Genomic DNA, 16,436 nt, shown 5'->3' with positions numbered 1-16,436 from the left:
GGCGATGGCGGACTGGCTGATCGGTCGCGCCGGCACGCTGTACCTGGCCGCCTTCCTCGGCGGCTTCGGCGCGGTGGCGCTGTGGGAGACCTGGCGCCCGCTGCGCCGCGGCGGCGAGTCGCGGCTGGCGGCGCGCTGGTTCACCAACATCGCGCTGTCGTTCATCAACCAGACGGCGATGCACCTGGTGCTGCCGCTGCTGGGCTTCGGTGCCGCGCTGCTGGCGCAGCAGCGCGGCTTCGGGCTGCTGAACCTGGTCGACGCGCCCGCGTGGCTCGCGGTACCGGCCGCGATGCTGGGGCTCGATGCGCTGCGCTGGGCGCTGCACCGCGCGCTGCACCGCTGGCCGCTGCTGTGGCGGCTGCACCGCGTGCACCACAGCGACCTCGACTACGACTGCACGATCGGCCTGCGCTTCCATCCGCTGGAGGCGCTGCTGACGCAAGGGGTGCTGGTGCTCGCGATCGGCCTGCTCGGCCTGCCGCCGATCGCGGTGCTGCTGTCGGATGTGCTGACGATCGCGCACGGCTACTTCGCGCACGGCAACGTCGGGCTGCCCGCCCGATGGGACGGGCTGGTGCGGCGCGTGGTCGTCACGCCGGACCTGCATCGTGTGCACCACTCGGCCCGGCTCGAGGAATCGATGTCGAACTACGGCTCGGTGCTGTGTGTGTGGGACCGCCTCGCCGGCTGCTGCCGCGAGCAGGCCGACGGCGGTGCGACGGGCATGCAGATCGGCCTGGCCGAGGAGCGCGAGCCGCGCCGGCTCGGGCTGGCGCGGCTGCTCGTGATGCCGCTGCGGCGCTGAGCGCGTGCCGAGGCGGCTCGGCGCCGGCCGTCGCCGCCTAGAACTGCTCCAGCGCCAGCAGCTCGGCGATCGTCTGGCGGCGGCGGATCAGGCGCACGTCGTCCCCATCCACCAGCACCTCGGCCGTCAGCGGCCGCGAGTTGTAGTTGCTCGACATCGACGCGCCGTAGGCCCCGGCGTCGTGGAACACCAGCAGGTCGCCGACACGCGCCTCGGGCAGCTCGCGCGACAGCACGATGCCACCTTCGCCCTGCGTGAAGACGTCGCCGGATTCGCACAGCGGCCCGGCGACGACGGTGGGCCGCGTCGCACGCGGCGACTCGTCGGCCGCCAGCAGCTCGATGCCGTGGTGGCTGCCGTACATCGACGGCCGCACCAGCTCGTTGAAGCCGGCATCGACCAGCGCGAAGAAACGCGTGCCCATGGTCTTGGTGGCGCGCACCTCGGCCAGCAGCACGCCGGCCTCGGCGACGAGGAAGCGGCCGGGCTCGATCTCCAGGTGCACCGGCCGGCCGCCCTGCGCGGCCTGGATGCGCTGGCGCGCGGCGTCCCACAGCGCGTGGTAGTGCGCGGTGTCGATGCGCGGCTCGCCGGCGCGGTAGGGGATCGACAGCCCGCCGCCGGCGGAGATCGCGTCGACCGGCTGCCCCAGCCGCGCCACCATGTCGACCATCGCGTCGCACACCTGCTGCAGGTGGTGGTAGTCGACGCCGGAGCCGATGTGCATGTGCAGGCCGATCAGCGTCAGCCCGTGCTGGCGCAGCGCGGCCAGCGCCTGGGGCAGGTCGGTGTGCCAGATGCCGTGCTTGCTGTGCTCGCCGCCGGTATTGGTCTTGTTGCTGTGTCCGTGGCCGAAGCCCGGGTTGATGCGCAGCCACACCGGGTGGCCGGGCGCCGCGGCGCCGAGCTGGTGCAGCATGTCGACCGAGCCGGCGTTGACGGGGATGCGCTCGGCCACCACCTTGGCGAGCGTCGCGCGGTCGATCACGTCGGCGGTGAAGACGATCGGCGAGCGATCGTCGCTGCCAGGCCGGAAGCCGGCGGCCAGCGCCCGCTCGATTTCGCCCAGCGACACCGCGTCGACGAGCACGCCTTCGTCGCGCATCAGCGTCAGCAGCTGCAGGTTGGAATTCGCCTTCTGCGCGTAGCGGATGGTGTCGAAGCGGCGCAGCTCGGCGATGCGCGCGCGGATGGTGGCCGCGTCGTAGACCCACAGCGGCGTGCCGTGGGTGCGGGCGAGGGAGCGGAGCAGGGCGGGAGCGAACGGGTTCATGGTGGCCGCATGATGGCCGGTCCGGGTCATTCAGTCCAATAGCGTATCGTCGCGCATCGATTCAGTTCGGATATGGATGAGCGATGAAGCTGACGCACCGCCATGTCGAGGTGTTCCGCGCGCTGATGCTGTCGGGCAGCGTCACGCGGGCGGCGGAGCTGCTGCATAGCTCGCAGCCGACCGTCAGCCGCGAGCTCGCCCGCCTCGAGCAGGTTCTGCAGATGAACCTCTTCGACCGCGTGCGCGGCCGCCTGCGGCCCACGGTGCGCGCATTGGCGCTGCGCGACGAGGTCGAGCGTTCGTACGTCGGCCTGGAGCGCATCGCGTCGACCGCCGCGTCGCTGCGCCAGTTTGCTGCCGGCCGGCTGGAGATCGCCTGCCTGCCGGCGCTGGCGCATGCGCTGCTGCCGGAAGCGGTGCGGCGCTTCGTCGCCGCGCACGGCCAGGCCAGCGTGGTCATCACGCCGCTGGAGTCGCCGCTGCTGGAGACGCGCCTGACCGAACAGCGCCACGACCTCGGCCTGACCGAACGCCATGAAGCGCCGCCCGGCACGACGCTGCTGCCGCTGCTGCAGGTGGACGAGGTCGCGGTGCTGCCGGCCGGCCATGCGCTGCTGGCCCGCCGGGTGCTGAGGCCCACCGACTTCGCCGGCCAGCCCTTCGTGCACCTGGCGGCCGACGACCCCTACCGCCAGCAGATCGACGCGCTGTTCGAGGCGCAGCGCGTGCAGCGCGCCGGCGCGCTGGAGGCGGGCAGTGCGGTCACCGTCTGTGCGCTGGTGCGGCAGGGCCTCGGGCTGGCGATCGTCAACCCGCTGACCGCGCTGGAGCTGGCCGGCCCGGACCTGCACATCCGGCCGCTGGCGATGCGCGTGCCCTTCCATGTCGGTCTCGCCAGCCCCGAACTGCGGCCGCCGAGCCCGCTGCGCGAGGCCTTCACCGGGGCATTGCGCGATGCGGCGACCGCGGTGAAGCGGCGGCTGAAAGCGGCGCAGGCGGCCTGAACTCAAGCCTGCGCCGCGCGCCGCACGCGCCAGTGCGGCCGCCGCGAGCGCAGCGCGTGGCGTTCGCGCCAGGCCGACATCGTCTGCCCGGTCACGCGCTGGAACAGGCGCCGCATCGAGGCGGTGTCGGCATAGCCGCAGGCCTCGGCGATCGCGTCGATGCTATGCAGCGTGGTCTCCAGCAGCAACTTCGCACGCTCGATGCGCAGCTGGTGCAGATGCTCGAGCGGCGTGCGGCCCGTCGCCAGCCGGAAGTGGCGCAGCAGCGTGCGTTCGCTCGAGGCGGCGGCGATGGCCAGGTCTTTCAGGCGGTAGGGCTGTTCGAGGTGCTGCTCCAGCCACTGCTGCGCCCGCACCACCGGGCTGTCCGAGGTGCGCGCCAGCCAGCGCCGCTGCACCAGCGTTGGCGCGATGCGCTGTCGCTCGGGCTGGTGCAGCAGCACCTGCGCGCAGGCCTGCGCGAGGTCGGGATCGAGCAGCTGGCCCAGCGTGCGCAGCATCAGTTCGCTGACCAGCGCCGGCGCGACGCAGCCGAAGACCGTTGCGCGCTGGAACAGCGCCTCCGTGCTGCCGAAGTCGGCGCGCGGATGGGCCCGCGCCAGCCAGCTCTGGAACGGCCACGGCGCCGCGATGCGTTCGCCGTCGAGCAGGCCCAGCTGCAATGGCAGCACGAGCCCGGTCGAGCACGCCGCGATCCAGCCGCCGTCGGCCGTGTGCTGCTGCAGCAGCTTCAGCGCCGTGCCGCTGCGCGCGACGATCTCGCCGAGATGCGGCGCGTCGTCGACGACGAAGCCCGGCACGACCACCAGGGCCTGCGTCGCGCGCCGCCGGCGCGCCGCGCCGGTGTCGGTCGATCCGAAGGGGTGCGCGATGCCGCGCCCGTTGGCGCCGATCACGCGCCAGCGCAGCGGCGGATCGTCTTGCGGGCGGCGCAGCCGGTGCAGCGTCAGCGCGGTGCGCAGCACGTCGATCGCGGCGAACAGGCTGCCGGGCATCGCGTCGGCCAGCCACAGCAGGCGCACGTCGAGCAGGGGTTCGGGCGCGGCAGGGGCGGTCGTCGACATGTCGTAGCGTGGCGGAATCGGCAAGCCGGTTGGCGATATTGGCATGCCCGCAGCGCGGCGACGCTGCCTAGACTGGCCGCCGTCGCCACTCCTCCCGTCGATTGCCATGAGCGCTTACCGTCCGGTGAGTGCAGGGACGCTCGTTGCCTGCCTCAGCCTGTTTGCTTCCGTCGCCCCGGCCTCGGCCGCATCGAATGCCGCGTTGCAGGCCGCCAGCCGCGCCGCCGAGCCGGCCGTCATCCGCACGCTGGAGGACCTGGTGCAGATCGAGTCCGGCAGCCAGCAGCTCGACGGCTTGAACCGGCTCGCCGACCTTGCACAGCAGCGGCTGCAGTCGCTCGGCGGCCAGGTCGAACGGCTGAAGGGCACGACAGCGCCCAACGGTCCGATCGTCAAGGCCAGCTTCGACGGCAGCGGCCAGCGCCGCATCCTGCTGCTGGCGCACATGGACACCGTCTACCAGCCGGGCATCCTCGCGACGCAGCCGTTGCGCCGCGATGGCAACCGGCTTTACGGTCCCGGCATTGCCGACGACAAGGGCGGCGTCGCAGTGATCCTGCACGCGCTGGCGCTGCTGAAGGACGCCGGCTGGACCGACTACCGCCGCATCACCGTGCTGCTGAATGCCGACGAGGAGATCGGCTCGACCGGTTCGGGCGAGCTGATCGCGGCGCTCGCCGCCGAGCACGACGTCGTGCTGTCCTTCGAGCCGAGCCCGGCCAAGGCGGTGATCAAGGCGGAGGGCCTGTTGCTGGCCGCCAGCGGCACCGCGACCGCTCAGCTCGAGGTCAAGGGCCGTGCATCGCATGCCGGCGCGGCGCCCGACCTCGGGCGCAACGCGCTGATCGAGCTGTCGCACCAGCTGCTGCAGACCCGCGACGTCGCGAAGGAGGTGCCCGGTACGCAGCTGAACTGGACCACCGCGAAGGCCGGCGAAGTCCGCAACCAGATCCCCGAGGCGGCCTCGGCGATCGGCGACGTGCGGGTCACGGTGGCGGATGGCCTGCCGCGCCTGCAGGCGGCGCTGAACGCCAGGATCGCCAACAAGCTGGTGCCCGATACGCAGACCACCGCGACACTGGTGGTCGGCCGGCCGCCCTATGTGGCGACCGAGGGCGGCCACGCGCTCGCGCGCCATGCGCAGACCATCTACAAGGAGCTCGACGGCCGCCCGCTGGCGCTGGTGCCGACCACCGGCGGTGGCACCGATGCCGGCTTCGCGAGCCGTTCGGGCAAGGCGGTGGTGCTGGAGAGCTTCGGCCTCGCCGGCTTCGGCTACCACGCGCGCGACGAGTACATCGAGATCGATTCGATCGCACCCCGGCTGTACCTGGCGACGCGGCTGATGGTCGACATCGGGGCCGGCCGCGTGCCGGGACTCACGCTGCCCCGTCAATAATCCGCGATCGGCGACGGCAGGCCGGAGGCGCCCCCCGGGACGGGGGTTGACGCTGGACAGGGCCCGATTAGGCTTGCGGCACCAACAGTTACACCGCTCCAGGAGAAACGAATGAGCTTCGCCAAGCGCCTGACGGCCGCCGCTGCCGCCCTGCTGCCTTTCGCCGCTTTCGCCGGCACGACGCAACCGGTGCCGGAACCCGAGACCTGGGCGCTGTTCGCGATCGCCGGCGTCGCCGCCGTGATCGTCACGATCCGCAATCGCAAGAAGTAATTCCGCCCGATGGCCGAGGCTTTGCTCGGCCATGCCGGCCCCCTGTACGTCGCCGCGCTGATCGGCGGCTTCACCGCGATGGCGCTGTGGGAAACCGCAGCGCCATTTCGCATTTCGAGCGTGCCGCTCGGCGCGCGCTGGATCAGCAACTTCGGGTTGCTGTTCATCAACCAGCTGTTCGTGCGCGTCGCGCTGCCGCTGGCCGGCCTGGCGGCGGCGGCGCTGGCGGCGTCGCACGGCTGGGGGCTCTTCGCCCTCATCGAGCTGCCGGCGTGGATCGAGGTGCCGCTGCTGGTGGTCGTGCTCGACCTCGTGCGATGGGCCACTCACCGCGCGATGCACTGGCCCGGCCTGTGGCGGCTGCACCGCGTGCACCACAGCGACCTCGACTACGACTGCACGATCGCGCTGCGCTTCCATCCGCTGGAGGCGCTGCTGACGCAGTCGGCGCTGGCCGCGGCCATCGTCAGCCTCGGCGCGCCGCCGCTGGCGGTGCTGCTGTCCGACCTGCTGACGCTGCTGTCCGGCTACTTCACGCACGGCAACGTGCGGCTGCCGGCGGCGTTGGAGCGTGTGCTGCGCCCGGTGCTGGTGACGCCGGACCTGCACCGCGTGCACCACTCGGTGCGGGTCGACGAGTCGATGTCGAACTTCGGCGTGCTGCTGTCGGTGTGGGACCGCTGGTTCGGCAGCTGGCGCGCGGCGCCCGCCGATGGGCAAGCGGCGATGCAGTTCGGTCTGGCCGAATGGCGCGAGCCGCGGCAGCTGAGCCTGCCGCGGCTGCTGGTCTCGCTGCCGCTGCAGCGTTGACCGGCGGACAGCCCGCCGGCCGCTGCGGGGCCCTTAGCCCTCGGCCACCCCCGCCCGCTCCAGCATCGCGTGCAGCAGCACGTTGCCGCCGGCGGTGATGTGCTCGGGCTCGGCGCTCTCGATCTCGTTGTGGCTGATGCCGTCCTTGCAGGGGATGAAGATCATGCCGGCCGGCGCCAGCCGCGCCATGTAGACCGCGTCGTGCCCCGCGCCGGAAACGGCCGGCATGTTGCTGTAGCCCAGCGTCTCGGCCGCCGCCTGCACCGCGTTGATGCAGTCCGGGTGGAACGGCTGCGCCGGGTAGGCCGACACGGGGGTGATCTCAATCGGCAGGCCGGTCTCGGCGCTGAGCTTCGCCGCGACGCCGCGGATGTCCGCGTCCATCGCGTCGCAGATCGCATCGCTGGCATTGCGCAGGTCGATCGAGAACTTCACCCGGCCCGGGATCACGTTGCGGCTGTTCGGGAACACCTGCACCATGCCCACCGTGCCGCGGCCGTGCGGCGGATGGCGGTGCGCGCAGGCCACCACTTCCTGCATCAGCTTCGCGGCGACCTGCATCGCATCCTTGCGCAGTGCCATCGGCGTCGGGCCGGCATGCGCTTCCATGCCGGTGACGACGCAGTCGTACCAGCGGATGCCGAGCACGCCGGTGACAACGCCGATCGTCTTGCCGTTGTCCTCCAGCACCGGCCCCTGCTCGATGTGGGTCTCGAAATAGCAGCCGATCGGGTGCTCGCCGGGCTCTTCGGAGCCGATGTAGCCGATGCGTTCGAGCTCGTCCCTGACGCTCTTGCCCTCCACGTCCTTCGCGGCATAGGCATGCTCCAGCGTGAAGGCCTTGGCGAAGACACCCGAGCCCATCATCACCGGCACGAAGCGCGAGCCTTCTTCGTTGGTCCACCAGGCCACTTCGATCGGTGCCTCGGTCTGGATGCCGTGGTCGTTCAACGTGCGCACCACCTCCAGGCCGGCCAGCACGCCGTAGTTGCCGTCGAACTTGCCGCCGGTGGGCTGGGTGTCGATGTGGCTGCCGGTGACGACCGGCGGCAGGCTGTTGTTGCGGCCGGGCCGGCGCAGGAAGCCGTTGCCGATCTTGTCGATCGTGACCGTCAGGCCGGCCTCCTTCGCCCAGCGGCTGACGAGGTCGCGGCCTTGCTTGTCGAGGTCGGTGAGCGTGAGCCGGCAGACGCCGCCCTTGGGGGTCGCGCCGATCTTCGCCAGCTCCATCAGCGAGTCCCACAGGCGCTCGCCATTGATGCGCAGGCCCTTGACCTTGTCCGGCAGCGGCTTGGTCTTCATGTCCATCGTGGTCTCCTTCAGCGTTCCACCGGCACCGGCGCCTCGCGTTGCGCCTTCTTCGCCAGCGCGTCGAACTGCGGCCCGAAGGCCGGGCGCTTGACGTACTTGCCGGCGCCGCGTTCGGCGCGCAGGTCGCCGTCGGCATACACCAGCTTGCCAGCGGCCACGGTGTGCGTCGCCAGGCCGGTCACGGTGCGGCCCTCGAAGATGTTGAAGTCGCCGAGCGAGCGCTGGGTCTTCGCCGACAGCGTCTTCGTCGACTTCGGGTCCCACAGCATCAGGTCGGCATCGGCGCCTTCGACGACGCAGCCCTTGCGCGGGTAGATGTTGAAGAGCTTCGCCGCATTGGCCGAGGTGACGGCGACGAACTCGGTCGGCGTCAGGCGGCCCTGATTGACGCCTTCGTCCCAGATCACCGCCAGGCGCTCCTCGACGCCGCCGCAGCCGTTCGGGATCTTCGAGAAGTCGTCCTTGCCAGCAGCCTTCTGCTCGGCGCAGAAGGTGCAGTGGTCGGTGGCGGTGGTGTGCAGGTAGCCCGCCTGCAGGCCGCGCCACAACATCTGCGAATGCCCCTTGGCGCGGAACGGCGGGCTCATCACGTGCCCGGCCGCGAACTCGAAGCGCGGGTCGCGGTAGACGCTGTCGTCGAGCACCAGGTGCCCGGCCAGCACCTCGCCGTAGACACGCTGGCCGCGGGCGCGGGCGCGGGCGATCGCGTCGGCGCTCTCGGCGCTGGACACATGCACGATGTAGATCGGCACGTTCAGCACGTCGGCGATGGCGATCGCGCGCTGCGCAGCTTCGGCCTCGACCGCCGGCGGACGCGACAGCGGATGGCCCTCGGGCCCGAGGATGCCCTTGGCCTTCATCTCGGCCTGCAGCAGGAAGACGAGCTCGCCGTTCTCGGCGTGCACCGTCGGCATCGCGCCCAGCTCCAGCGCGCGGCGGAAGCTGTTCACCAGCGTCTCGTCGTCGCACATGATGGCGTTCTTGTAGGCCATGAAGTGCTTGAAGCTGTTGACGCCTTCTTCCTGCACCAGGAGGCCCATGTCGGCGTGCACGGTCTGGTCCCACCAGGTCACCGCGACGTGGAAGCTGTAGTCGGCCGCCGCCTTCTCGGCCCAGCCGCGCCACTTGCGGAACGCCGCCATCAGCGGTTCCTTCGGATCGGGGATCACGAAGTCGATGATCATCGTCGTGCCGCCGGCCAGCGCCGCCGCAGTGCCCGAGTAGAAGTCGTCGCGCGTCACCGTGCCCATGAAGGGCAGCTGCATGTGCGTGTGCGGGTCGATGCCGCCGGGCATCACGTAGCGGCCGCCGGCATCCAGCACTTCGACCCCGGCGGGCGCGGTGATGGATGGTGAGACTTGCACGATGCGCCCTTCGGCGCACAGCACGTCGGCACGGAATTCACGGTCGGCATTGACGACGGTGCCGCCACGGATCAACAGGGGTTTCATCGCCGCTCCTTACGGATGGTCGGAACAGGAAAGCGTGCGCCGGGCGTCGGCCTGCGTCAAGCGGTGGCCGCCGTCTTTCGCATCGGATTGTTGGGATGCGTCGTCCAGTCGGCCACGACGGCGCTGACGGGCTGGCCGGTGCGCGCATCCACCTCACCCGGCGCCAGCGTGCGCAGCGTGATGCACTCGGGCACCGGGCAGACGGTGACGCACAGGTTGCAGCCGACGCACTCGTCTTCCTTGACCTCGAAGTGCCGCCGGCCGTCCAGCGTCGCGGTGATCGCCTGGTGCGAGGTGTCCTCGCAGGCGATGTGGCAGCGACCGCATTGGATGCACTTGTCCTGGTCGATCACCGCCTTGCTGACGGCGTTGAGGTTCAGGTACTGCCAGTCGGTGACGGTGGGCAGCGCGCGGCCGCGGAAGTCCTCGGTGGTCCGGAAACCCATGTCGTCCATGTAGTTCGACAGGCCGTCGGCCATCTCCTGAACGATCTTGAAGCCGAAAGCCATCGCCGCGGTGCAGACCTGCACGTTGCCGGCGCCCAGCGCGATGAAGTCCAGCGCGTCGCGCCACGTGCCGATGCCACCGATGCCCGAGATCGGCAGCCCCGCGGTGTCGGGCGAGCGGCCGATCTCGGCCACCATGTTCAGCGCGATCGGCTTGACCGCCGGGCCACAGTAGCCGCCGTGCGAGCCCCTGCCGCCGGTGGACGGGCTGATGGTCAGGGAGGCCGGATCGACGCCCATGATCGAGTTGATCGTATTGATCAGGCTCACCGCGTCGGCGCCGCCGCGCTTGGCGGCCAGCGCAGGCTTGCGGATGTCGCTGATGTTCGGCGTGAGCTTCACGATCACCGGCAGCTTGCTGTACTGCTTGCACCAGGCCGTGACCATCTCGATGTACTCGGGCACCTGGCCGACCGCCGAGCCCATGCCGCGCTCGCTCATGCCGTGCGGGCAGCCGAAGTTGAGCTCGACGCCGTCGCAGCCGGTGTCCTCGACCATCGGCAGGATCGCCTTCCAGGCCTGCTCGGTGCACGGCACCATCAGCGAGACCACCAGCGCGCGGTCGGGCCAGGCGCGCTTGACCTCGCGGATCTCCTGCAGGTTCAGCTGCAGCGGCCGGTCGGTGATCAGCTCGATGTTGTTGAAGCCGAGCATGCGGCGGTCCGGCGACAGCAGCGCGCCGTAGCGCGGGCCGTTGACGTTGACGATCGGCGGGCCTTCTTCGCCGAGTGTCTTCCAGACCACGCCGCCCCAGCCGGCCTCGAAGGCGCGGTGCACGTTGTAGGCCTTGTCGGTGGGCGGCGCAGAGGCCAGCCAGAACGGGTTCGGGCTCTTGATGCCCGCGAAGTGGTTCGTGAGGTCAGCCATGGTGGACCTTCGACGTCAGTGGCGACCGGAGCCGGTCAGCGTGGCATGGATGCTCTGCGCGGCGCGCTTGCCGTCCTCGACCGCCTCGACGGTCAGGTCGCGGCCGCCGAAGCGGCAGTCGCCACCGACCCACAGCCTGTCGACGCCGGTCAGGCCGTCGTCGTCGGCGACGATGCGACCGGCCTGCAGCGTGAGCCCGAGGCCCTCGAGCAGCCGCGCATCGAGCTTCTGGCCGACGGCGCGGAACACCATGTCGGCGGCGAAGAGCTCATGCGTGCCGTCGGCGACCAGCTGGCCGTCCTGCAAGTGCTGACGCGCAAAGCGCACGGCCATCAGCCGGCCGGCCTCGCCCTCGAAGGCCTCGGGCGCCAGCCAGTGGTGGATCGTCACGCCGTTGGTCTGCGCCCAGTCCTGCTCGGCAGCCGAGGCGCCCATCGTTTCGGGCCCGCGGCGGTAGACCATGTGCACTTCCTCGGCACCCAGCAGCTTCGATTGCACCGCGGCGTCGACGGCGGTCATGCCGCCGCCGATCACGACGATCCGGCGGCCGATCGGCAGCGTGGACTTGTCGGCGGTCTGCAGCAGCTCGGCGATGAAGTCGACGGCGTCGCGCACGCCGGGCAGGTCCTCGCCGGGCAGCTTCAGCGGCTCGGTACGGCCGAGACCGATCGCGAGGTAGACCGCGTCGAACTCGCCGCGCAGCGCCTGCAGCTGGGCGGCCGATTCGAGCCGCCAGTCGCAGCGCAGCGTGATGCCACCGATGCCGAGCAGCCAGTCGAGCTCCCTCTGCGCGAAGCCGCCGGCGGTCTTGTACGACGCGAGGCCGTATTCGTTGAGCCCGCCGCCCTTGTGGCGCGCGTCATGCAGCACGACGTCATGCCCGAGGCGCGCGAGGCCGAACGCGCAGGCCATGCCGGCCGGGCCGGCGCCGATGACCGCGATGCGTTTCCCGGTGGACGCGGCGCGCGTGAACAGCGTGCTGACCGGCTTGTCCATCACCGCATCGGTCGCGTAGCGCTGCAGGCGGCCGATCTCGACCGGCTTGCCTTGCTGCGCGACCCGCACGCAGACCTGCTCGCACAGCAGCTCGGTGGGGCAGACGCGCGCGCAGGTACCGCCGAGCGGATTCGATTCGAGAATCGTCTTCGCTGCGCCGCGCACGTTGTCCTCGGCGATGCGGCGGATGAAGCTGGGCACGTCGATGCCGGTGGGGCAGGCCGTCGCGCAGGGCGCGTCGTGGCAGTACAGGCAGCGCTCGGCTTCGACCAGCGCCTGCGTGCGCGAATAGCGCGGCGCGGCGTCGCCGAAATGGCTCTGGTACTGCGCGGCATCGAGCCGTCCGGCGCGCACTTCGGGCGCCGCGGCCTCCGTGCCGGTGGGGGAGAGGGTGGACACCGCTTCAGGCTCCTGACGCCCGAGCGCGCAGGGTGGCCCGGGATCACCGCGAAGCTGACCGTTTGGTCAGGATTCGACGGATATTACGCAAGGGACGTGCCATGTGACGACCCCGTACAAACCCCCGCCGACCCTCGGCGCGCGGCACGCGCTGGTGCGCCGGCGCACCAGGCGGCGGCGGCTGCGTGCACCCGTTGCGGACAGGCCGCCGTCAGCTCGGTGCGCGCTGCTGGCGCTGGCGCGCGCGCCGCCACTGGCGGTCGGAGCGGAAGCCGGCGAGGTCGACCGCCTGGCTGGTCCGCGCGCCGCGGTCCAGCGCCTGCTGCGCCAGCGTGCTGCGCACATGCTCGACGTAGTCCCGCGGCGTCAGTCCGGTGTGCTGGCGGAAGAGCCGCGCCAGCTGCCGCGGCGTCACATGCGCGATCGCCGACAGCGCCTCGGCCGACCAGTGATCGCCCGGCCGCGCGCAAACCGATTCCTGCACGCGGTGCAGCGCCGGGTGCAGGTGGTCGCGGAACTGCAGCAGCGGCGAACGCTGCGGGTCCAGGCTGCCGCGCCGGCCGGGCGCGACCATCACCTGCGCGACGGTCGCGGCGAGGGCGTCGCCGACGTGCTGCGCGATGCAGTGCAGCGCGAGGTCGATGCCGGCGGTGATGCCGGCGCTGGTCAGGAGCGGCCCGTCCTCGACCCACAGCCGGTTCGCGAGCACCTGGGCCCGCGGCGCCAGCGCGATCAGCGCGTCGAGCAGTTCATGGTGCGTGGTGCAGCGGCGCGTGCCGAGCAGGCCGGCGTCGGCTGCCAGCAAGGCGCCGACGCAGACGGTCAGCAGCCGGTGCGGCGTGCCGGGCGCGTCGAGCAGGGGGGGCAGCACGCGGCCCAGCCAATCGCGCACCGACAGCCACGGTCGTTGCCGGCGCACGACCTGCGCCGCTTCGCCGGGGCGGCCGAGCAGTACGACCCAGGTCGGCGCGTCGAAGGTGTCGGGCAGCGGCTCGATGCCGGCCAGCGACAGGCCGACCGACGAGGGCACTTCGGCCTGGGGCCCCACGTAGCGCAGCCGAAAGGCGGCCGGCCGGCCGCGCCGCTGCAGCACCTGGTTGGCGAGCCGGAAGGCTTCCGCCGGCCCCGCGAGGTCGAGCAGCAGCGTGTCCGGCAGCACGACGAACAGCACGTCGATCGGCGCTGCCGGCGGCAGCGTCAGGCCGGCCGTGCGGTCCATCCGAAGGCCATCCGGCTCAGGCCGCCGCCACTGCACGGGCGAGCGCTTCGTCAACGGTGACGATGCGCGCGAAGCGCCCGGCCAGCACGGTCTCGGTGCGCTCGCGGATCTGCGCGGCGCTCAGCGTGTCGCCGGCGGGCGTCTTCATGTCGAAGGTCAGCGTCGCTTCGGTGATGTAGTCGACCTCCCAGCCTTCGTCGCTGGCATGGCGCGCGGTCGTCTCGCAGCACTGCTCGGTGCGGATGCCGGCGATCATCAGCCGGCGGATGCCGTTCTGGTGCAGCCACACCCCCAGCCCGGTGCCGACCAGCGCGCTGTGGCGGTGCTTCTCGACCGTGACCGCGGCGTCGTAGGGCGCGAGGCCGTCGATCGGGCGGATCAGGCCGCTTTCGGGCGCGAAGGCGTTGGCCGCCTCGCGCGGGCCGTCGGTGTGGAAGATGCGCACGATCGGGATGCCGCGCTCGGCGCAGCCGGCCAGCAGCGCATTGCTGCGCTCGAGGAAGGCCGGTGCGTCGGTTTCGGTCCAATACGGACGGGCGCGGAAGGATTGTTGGGCGTCGATCAGCAGCAGGGCGGTGGACATGCGGGACTCCTCGGGTGAAGGCCTGCATCGTGGCACCGCCGCAGTGTGACCGCAGTGCCGCCGCCGGACAAGCGGCGGTCAGAAACGGACATCGTGATGGATAGGCGCGTTCAACCCGCCTGCCGGGCCGTCAGCGCTGCGCCAGCCCGTCCACCGCCTGGTGCGCCGCCTCGATCGCCTGCTCGACGATGCGCTGCTTCCATTCCGGCGTGTCGGTGTAGAACGCGTCGCGCAGTCGGCGTTTGATGGCGTCCTTCTGCGGCGCGCCGATTTCCGGATGGTTCTCGAGCCACTGGTCGCCGCGCAGCGCGTCCAGCACTTCCTCGATCGGCACGGTGCCGTATTCCATCGCCATGCCGGTGTACTCGGCCTGCGGGCATTCCTCGTACGCGGCCAGCCACATCAGCCCCTGCAGCACGGCCGACGACGACGAGCCGTCGTAGATCGAGGTCACTTCCGGACCCCACCAGGCACGGGCGCGTGCCAGCGCCGCGGCATCGTCGCGGCAGGCGAAGATGCGCTCGCCGTGGCCGCTGGGCCCCAGGCCGGTGTGGAAGTCGATCCAGCCCAGGCGTGCGCAGTGGCGGCCGTGGTCGCGCAGCACATGGCGCAGCGTCTGCTGACTCCAGGTCGGGTTCACGCCGCCGTAGAACAGGCCTTGCGGATGCGCGTACTGCCCACCCGAAATGGCGGCCTGCCAGGCCTTCAGCCCGCGCTCGGCGATGTAGCGCTGCACGTCGGCCTGCAGCTGTTCGGTTGGCGGCCACTGCGGCGGCACCAGCAAGTGCGCGATCTCGTCGTAGGCCGCGTTGTGCGGCAGCGGCTGGTGGAAGTCGTGGAAGTTGCGGTTGAGGTCGACGTTCTCGTGCGTCGTGCGCCGCCACCACGAGAAGCCGTACGGGTTCAGCCCGTGGATGTAGAGCAGCGCGATGCCGCGGTCGTGCGCGCGGCCGCGCAACTCGGCGTCGCCCAGCAGCGCGATCTGCGCGCCCGAGCCGCAGTAGCCCTCGACGCCGTGGCAGGCACTGGTCAGCAGCAGCACGGCTGGCGCATCGGCCGGGCCGTCGCGCACCACGTCCATCGCCAGCGGTTCGCCGTCGCGGCCGAGCATCGGGTGCGGGTGGCTGTGCACGTCCAGCCCCGCGGCATCGACCGCGGCCAGGAACTTGCCGCGCGCCTCGGCATACGTCTGCGCGAAGAAGTCTTCGGCGGCCATCGCGATCATCGCGGCGTGTTCAGCCAGGTCTCGGCCAGGCGCACCCAGGCGGTCGCGCCCAGCGGGATCAGGTCGTCGTTGAAGTCGTAGCTAGGGTTGTGCAGCATGCACGGGCCCATGCCATGGCCGCTGTGGCGGTGCGTGCCGTCGCCGTTGCCGATCATGAAGTAGCAGCCGGGCTTGTGCTGCAGATAGTAGCTGAAGTCCTCCGCACCCATCGTCGGCTCGAACTCGACGACGTTCTCCGCGCCGACCACCTCGCCCAGCACGCGGCGCGCGAACTCGGTCTCGGCCTCGTGGTTGATGGTCGGCGGGTAGTTGCGCACGAACTCGAACTCGCAGCTGCACTCGAAGGCGGCGGCGGTCGACTCGGCCACCTGCTGCATGCGGCGCTCGATCAGGTCCAGCACCTCGCTGGTGAAGGTGCGCACCGTGCCTTCGAGCACGCAGCTCTCGGGAATCACGTTGGTCGCCTCGCCGGTGTGCAGCATGGTCACCGAGATCACGCCGGTGTCGATCGGCCGCAGGTTGCGCGAGACGATGGTCTGGAAGGCCAGCACCATCTGGCAGGCGGCGGGCACCGGGTCCAGCCCCAAGTGCGGCATCGCGCCGTGCGCGCCCTTGCCCTTGATGGTGATCTTGAACTCGTTGCTCGACGCGTAGCAGGGGCCGCTCTTCAAGGCGAACTGCCCGACCTGCAGGCCCGGCCAGTTGTGCGTGCCGAAGACGGCTTCCATGGGGAACTTCTCGAACAGGCCGTCCTTGATCATCTCGCGCGCACCGCCGCCGCCTTCTTCGGCCGGCTGGAAGATCAGGTACACGGTGCCGTCGAAATTCCGATGCTTGGCCAGGTGCTTGGCCGCCGCGAGCAGCATCGCGGTGTGGCCGTCGTGGCCGCAGGCGTGCATCTTGCCGGCGTGCTGGCTGGCATGGGCAAAGGTGTTGCGCTCGGTGATCGGCAGCGCGTCGATGTCGGCGCGCAGGCCGAGCGCGCGCGGCGACGTGCCGTTCTTGATGATGCCCACGACGCCGGTGGTGCCGAGGCCGCGGTGCACCGGGATGCCCCAGCTTTCGAGCGACTTGGCGATCAGGTCGGAGGTGCGCTGCTCCTGGAAGCAGAGCTCGGGATGGGCGTGGATGTCGCGGCGCAGCGTGGCGATGGAGGCCGCGTCGGCGAGGATGGATTCGATCAGGCGCATGACCGGGAGGCTCCTTATGGGGGCGGGGTCGGGGGCGGTGCTTGCCCAGGCAGGAGCG

The 16,436-nt window shown here is 71.1% G+C and carries 15 protein-coding genes; 5 read left to right on the top strand and 10 right to left on the bottom strand.

The genetic code is table 11. The annotated features are described in order from the left end of the window. The first annotated feature begins 4 nt into the window (after window positions 1-4). Complete coding sequence (locus tag P1K89_RS07630) at window positions 5-808, top strand: sterol desaturase family protein (RefSeq protein WP_284615781.1); 804 nt, start codon at window positions 5-7, stop codon at window positions 806-808. A gap of 37 nt (window positions 809-845) precedes the next feature. Here P1K89_RS07630 and lysA read toward each other — a convergent pair whose 3' ends face one another. After that, the gene (gene lysA, locus P1K89_RS07625; protein WP_284615780.1) at window positions 846-2,081 is read right to left on the bottom strand and encodes a diaminopimelate decarboxylase; all 1,236 of its coding nucleotides are present in this window, start codon (window positions 2,079-2,081) and stop codon (window positions 846-848) included. 83 nt (window positions 2,082-2,164) lie between these two features. Between lysA and P1K89_RS07620 the strand changes: the two genes are divergently transcribed. After that, window positions 2,165-3,085: a LysR family transcriptional regulator gene (locus P1K89_RS07620; protein WP_284615779.1), complete on the top strand. Its 921-nt coding sequence runs from the start codon at window positions 2,165-2,167 to the stop codon at window positions 3,083-3,085. A 2-nt stretch (window positions 3,086-3,087) separates the two neighbouring features. On the opposite strand, the gene P1K89_RS07615 is transcribed toward P1K89_RS07620, so the two are convergent. Further along, entirely contained in the window at window positions 3,088-4,149 is a 1,062-nt protein-coding gene (locus P1K89_RS07615; protein WP_284615778.1) for a GlxA family transcriptional regulator, read from the bottom strand. Window positions 4,150-4,255: 106 nt separating this feature from the next. On the opposite strand from P1K89_RS07615, the gene P1K89_RS07610 reads away from it, so the two are divergent. The 3 genes from P1K89_RS07610 (at window position 4,256) to P1K89_RS07600 (ending at window position 6,631) form a co-directional block, all read left to right on the top strand. Beyond that, window positions 4,256-5,548, top strand: coding sequence for a glutamate carboxypeptidase (locus tag P1K89_RS07610; RefSeq protein WP_284615777.1), 1,293 nt, complete (start codon window positions 4,256-4,258; stop codon window positions 5,546-5,548). 111 nt (window positions 5,549-5,659) lie between these two features. Beyond that, window positions 5,660-5,821 (top strand): PEP-CTERM sorting domain-containing protein, encoded by a 162-nt coding sequence (locus tag P1K89_RS07605; RefSeq protein ID WP_284615776.1) that lies wholly within the window; start codon window positions 5,660-5,662, stop codon window positions 5,819-5,821. 9 nt (window positions 5,822-5,830) lie between these two features. Continuing rightward, complete coding sequence (locus P1K89_RS07600) at window positions 5,831-6,631, top strand: sterol desaturase family protein (protein WP_284615775.1); 801 nt, start codon at window positions 5,831-5,833, stop codon at window positions 6,629-6,631. A gap of 33 nt (window positions 6,632-6,664) precedes the next feature. Here P1K89_RS07600 and P1K89_RS07595 read toward each other — a convergent pair whose 3' ends face one another. The 8 genes from P1K89_RS07595 to P1K89_RS07560 form a co-directional block, all read right to left on the bottom strand. Then, a complete protein-coding gene (locus P1K89_RS07595) occupies window positions 6,665-7,939 on the bottom strand; it encodes a Zn-dependent hydrolase (RefSeq protein ID WP_439897957.1) in 1,275 nt (424 codons plus the stop codon). An 11-nt stretch (window positions 7,940-7,950) separates the two neighbouring features. Continuing rightward, window positions 7,951-9,393, bottom strand: coding sequence for a dihydropyrimidinase (gene hydA, locus P1K89_RS07590; protein WP_284615774.1), 1,443 nt, complete (start codon window positions 9,391-9,393; stop codon window positions 7,951-7,953). Window positions 9,394-9,449: 56 nt separating this feature from the next. Continuing rightward, a complete protein-coding gene (preA, locus tag P1K89_RS07585) occupies window positions 9,450-10,766 on the bottom strand; it encodes an NAD-dependent dihydropyrimidine dehydrogenase subunit PreA (RefSeq protein ID WP_284615773.1) in 1,317 nt (438 codons plus the stop codon). Between the two features lie 15 nt (window positions 10,767-10,781). Continuing rightward, on the bottom strand, window positions 10,782-12,161 hold the full coding sequence (locus P1K89_RS07580; RefSeq protein ID WP_284615772.1) for an NAD(P)-dependent oxidoreductase: 1,380 nt from the start codon (window positions 12,159-12,161) through the stop codon (window positions 10,782-10,784). Between the two features lie 211 nt (window positions 12,162-12,372). Next, a complete protein-coding gene (locus tag P1K89_RS07575) occupies window positions 12,373-13,380 on the bottom strand; it encodes a GlxA family transcriptional regulator (protein ID WP_284615771.1) in 1,008 nt (335 codons plus the stop codon). A gap of 16 nt (window positions 13,381-13,396) precedes the next feature. After that, a complete protein-coding gene (locus P1K89_RS07570) occupies window positions 13,397-13,963 on the bottom strand; it encodes an isochorismatase family protein (protein ID WP_284615770.1) in 567 nt (188 codons plus the stop codon). 130 nt (window positions 13,964-14,093) lie between these two features. Beyond that, complete coding sequence (locus tag P1K89_RS07565) at window positions 14,094-15,188, bottom strand: M14 family metallopeptidase (protein ID WP_284615769.1); 1,095 nt, start codon at window positions 15,186-15,188, stop codon at window positions 14,094-14,096. After that, on the bottom strand, window positions 15,185-16,378 hold the full coding sequence (locus P1K89_RS07560; protein ID WP_284615768.1) for a M20 aminoacylase family protein: 1,194 nt from the start codon (window positions 16,376-16,378) through the stop codon (window positions 15,185-15,187). The genes P1K89_RS07565 and P1K89_RS07560 overlap by 4 nt, the downstream gene beginning before the upstream one ends. Between the last annotated feature and the right edge of the window lie 58 nt (window positions 16,379-16,436).

Origin of the sequence: Aquabacterium humicola (assembly GCF_030167915.1) — a bacterium.
Classification (GTDB): Bacteria; Pseudomonadota; Gammaproteobacteria; order Burkholderiales; family Burkholderiaceae_C; genus Pseudaquabacterium; species Pseudaquabacterium humicola.
The sequence above is the reverse complement of the archived record's forward strand: the minus strand, read 5'-3'. Positions and strand labels throughout refer to the sequence as shown.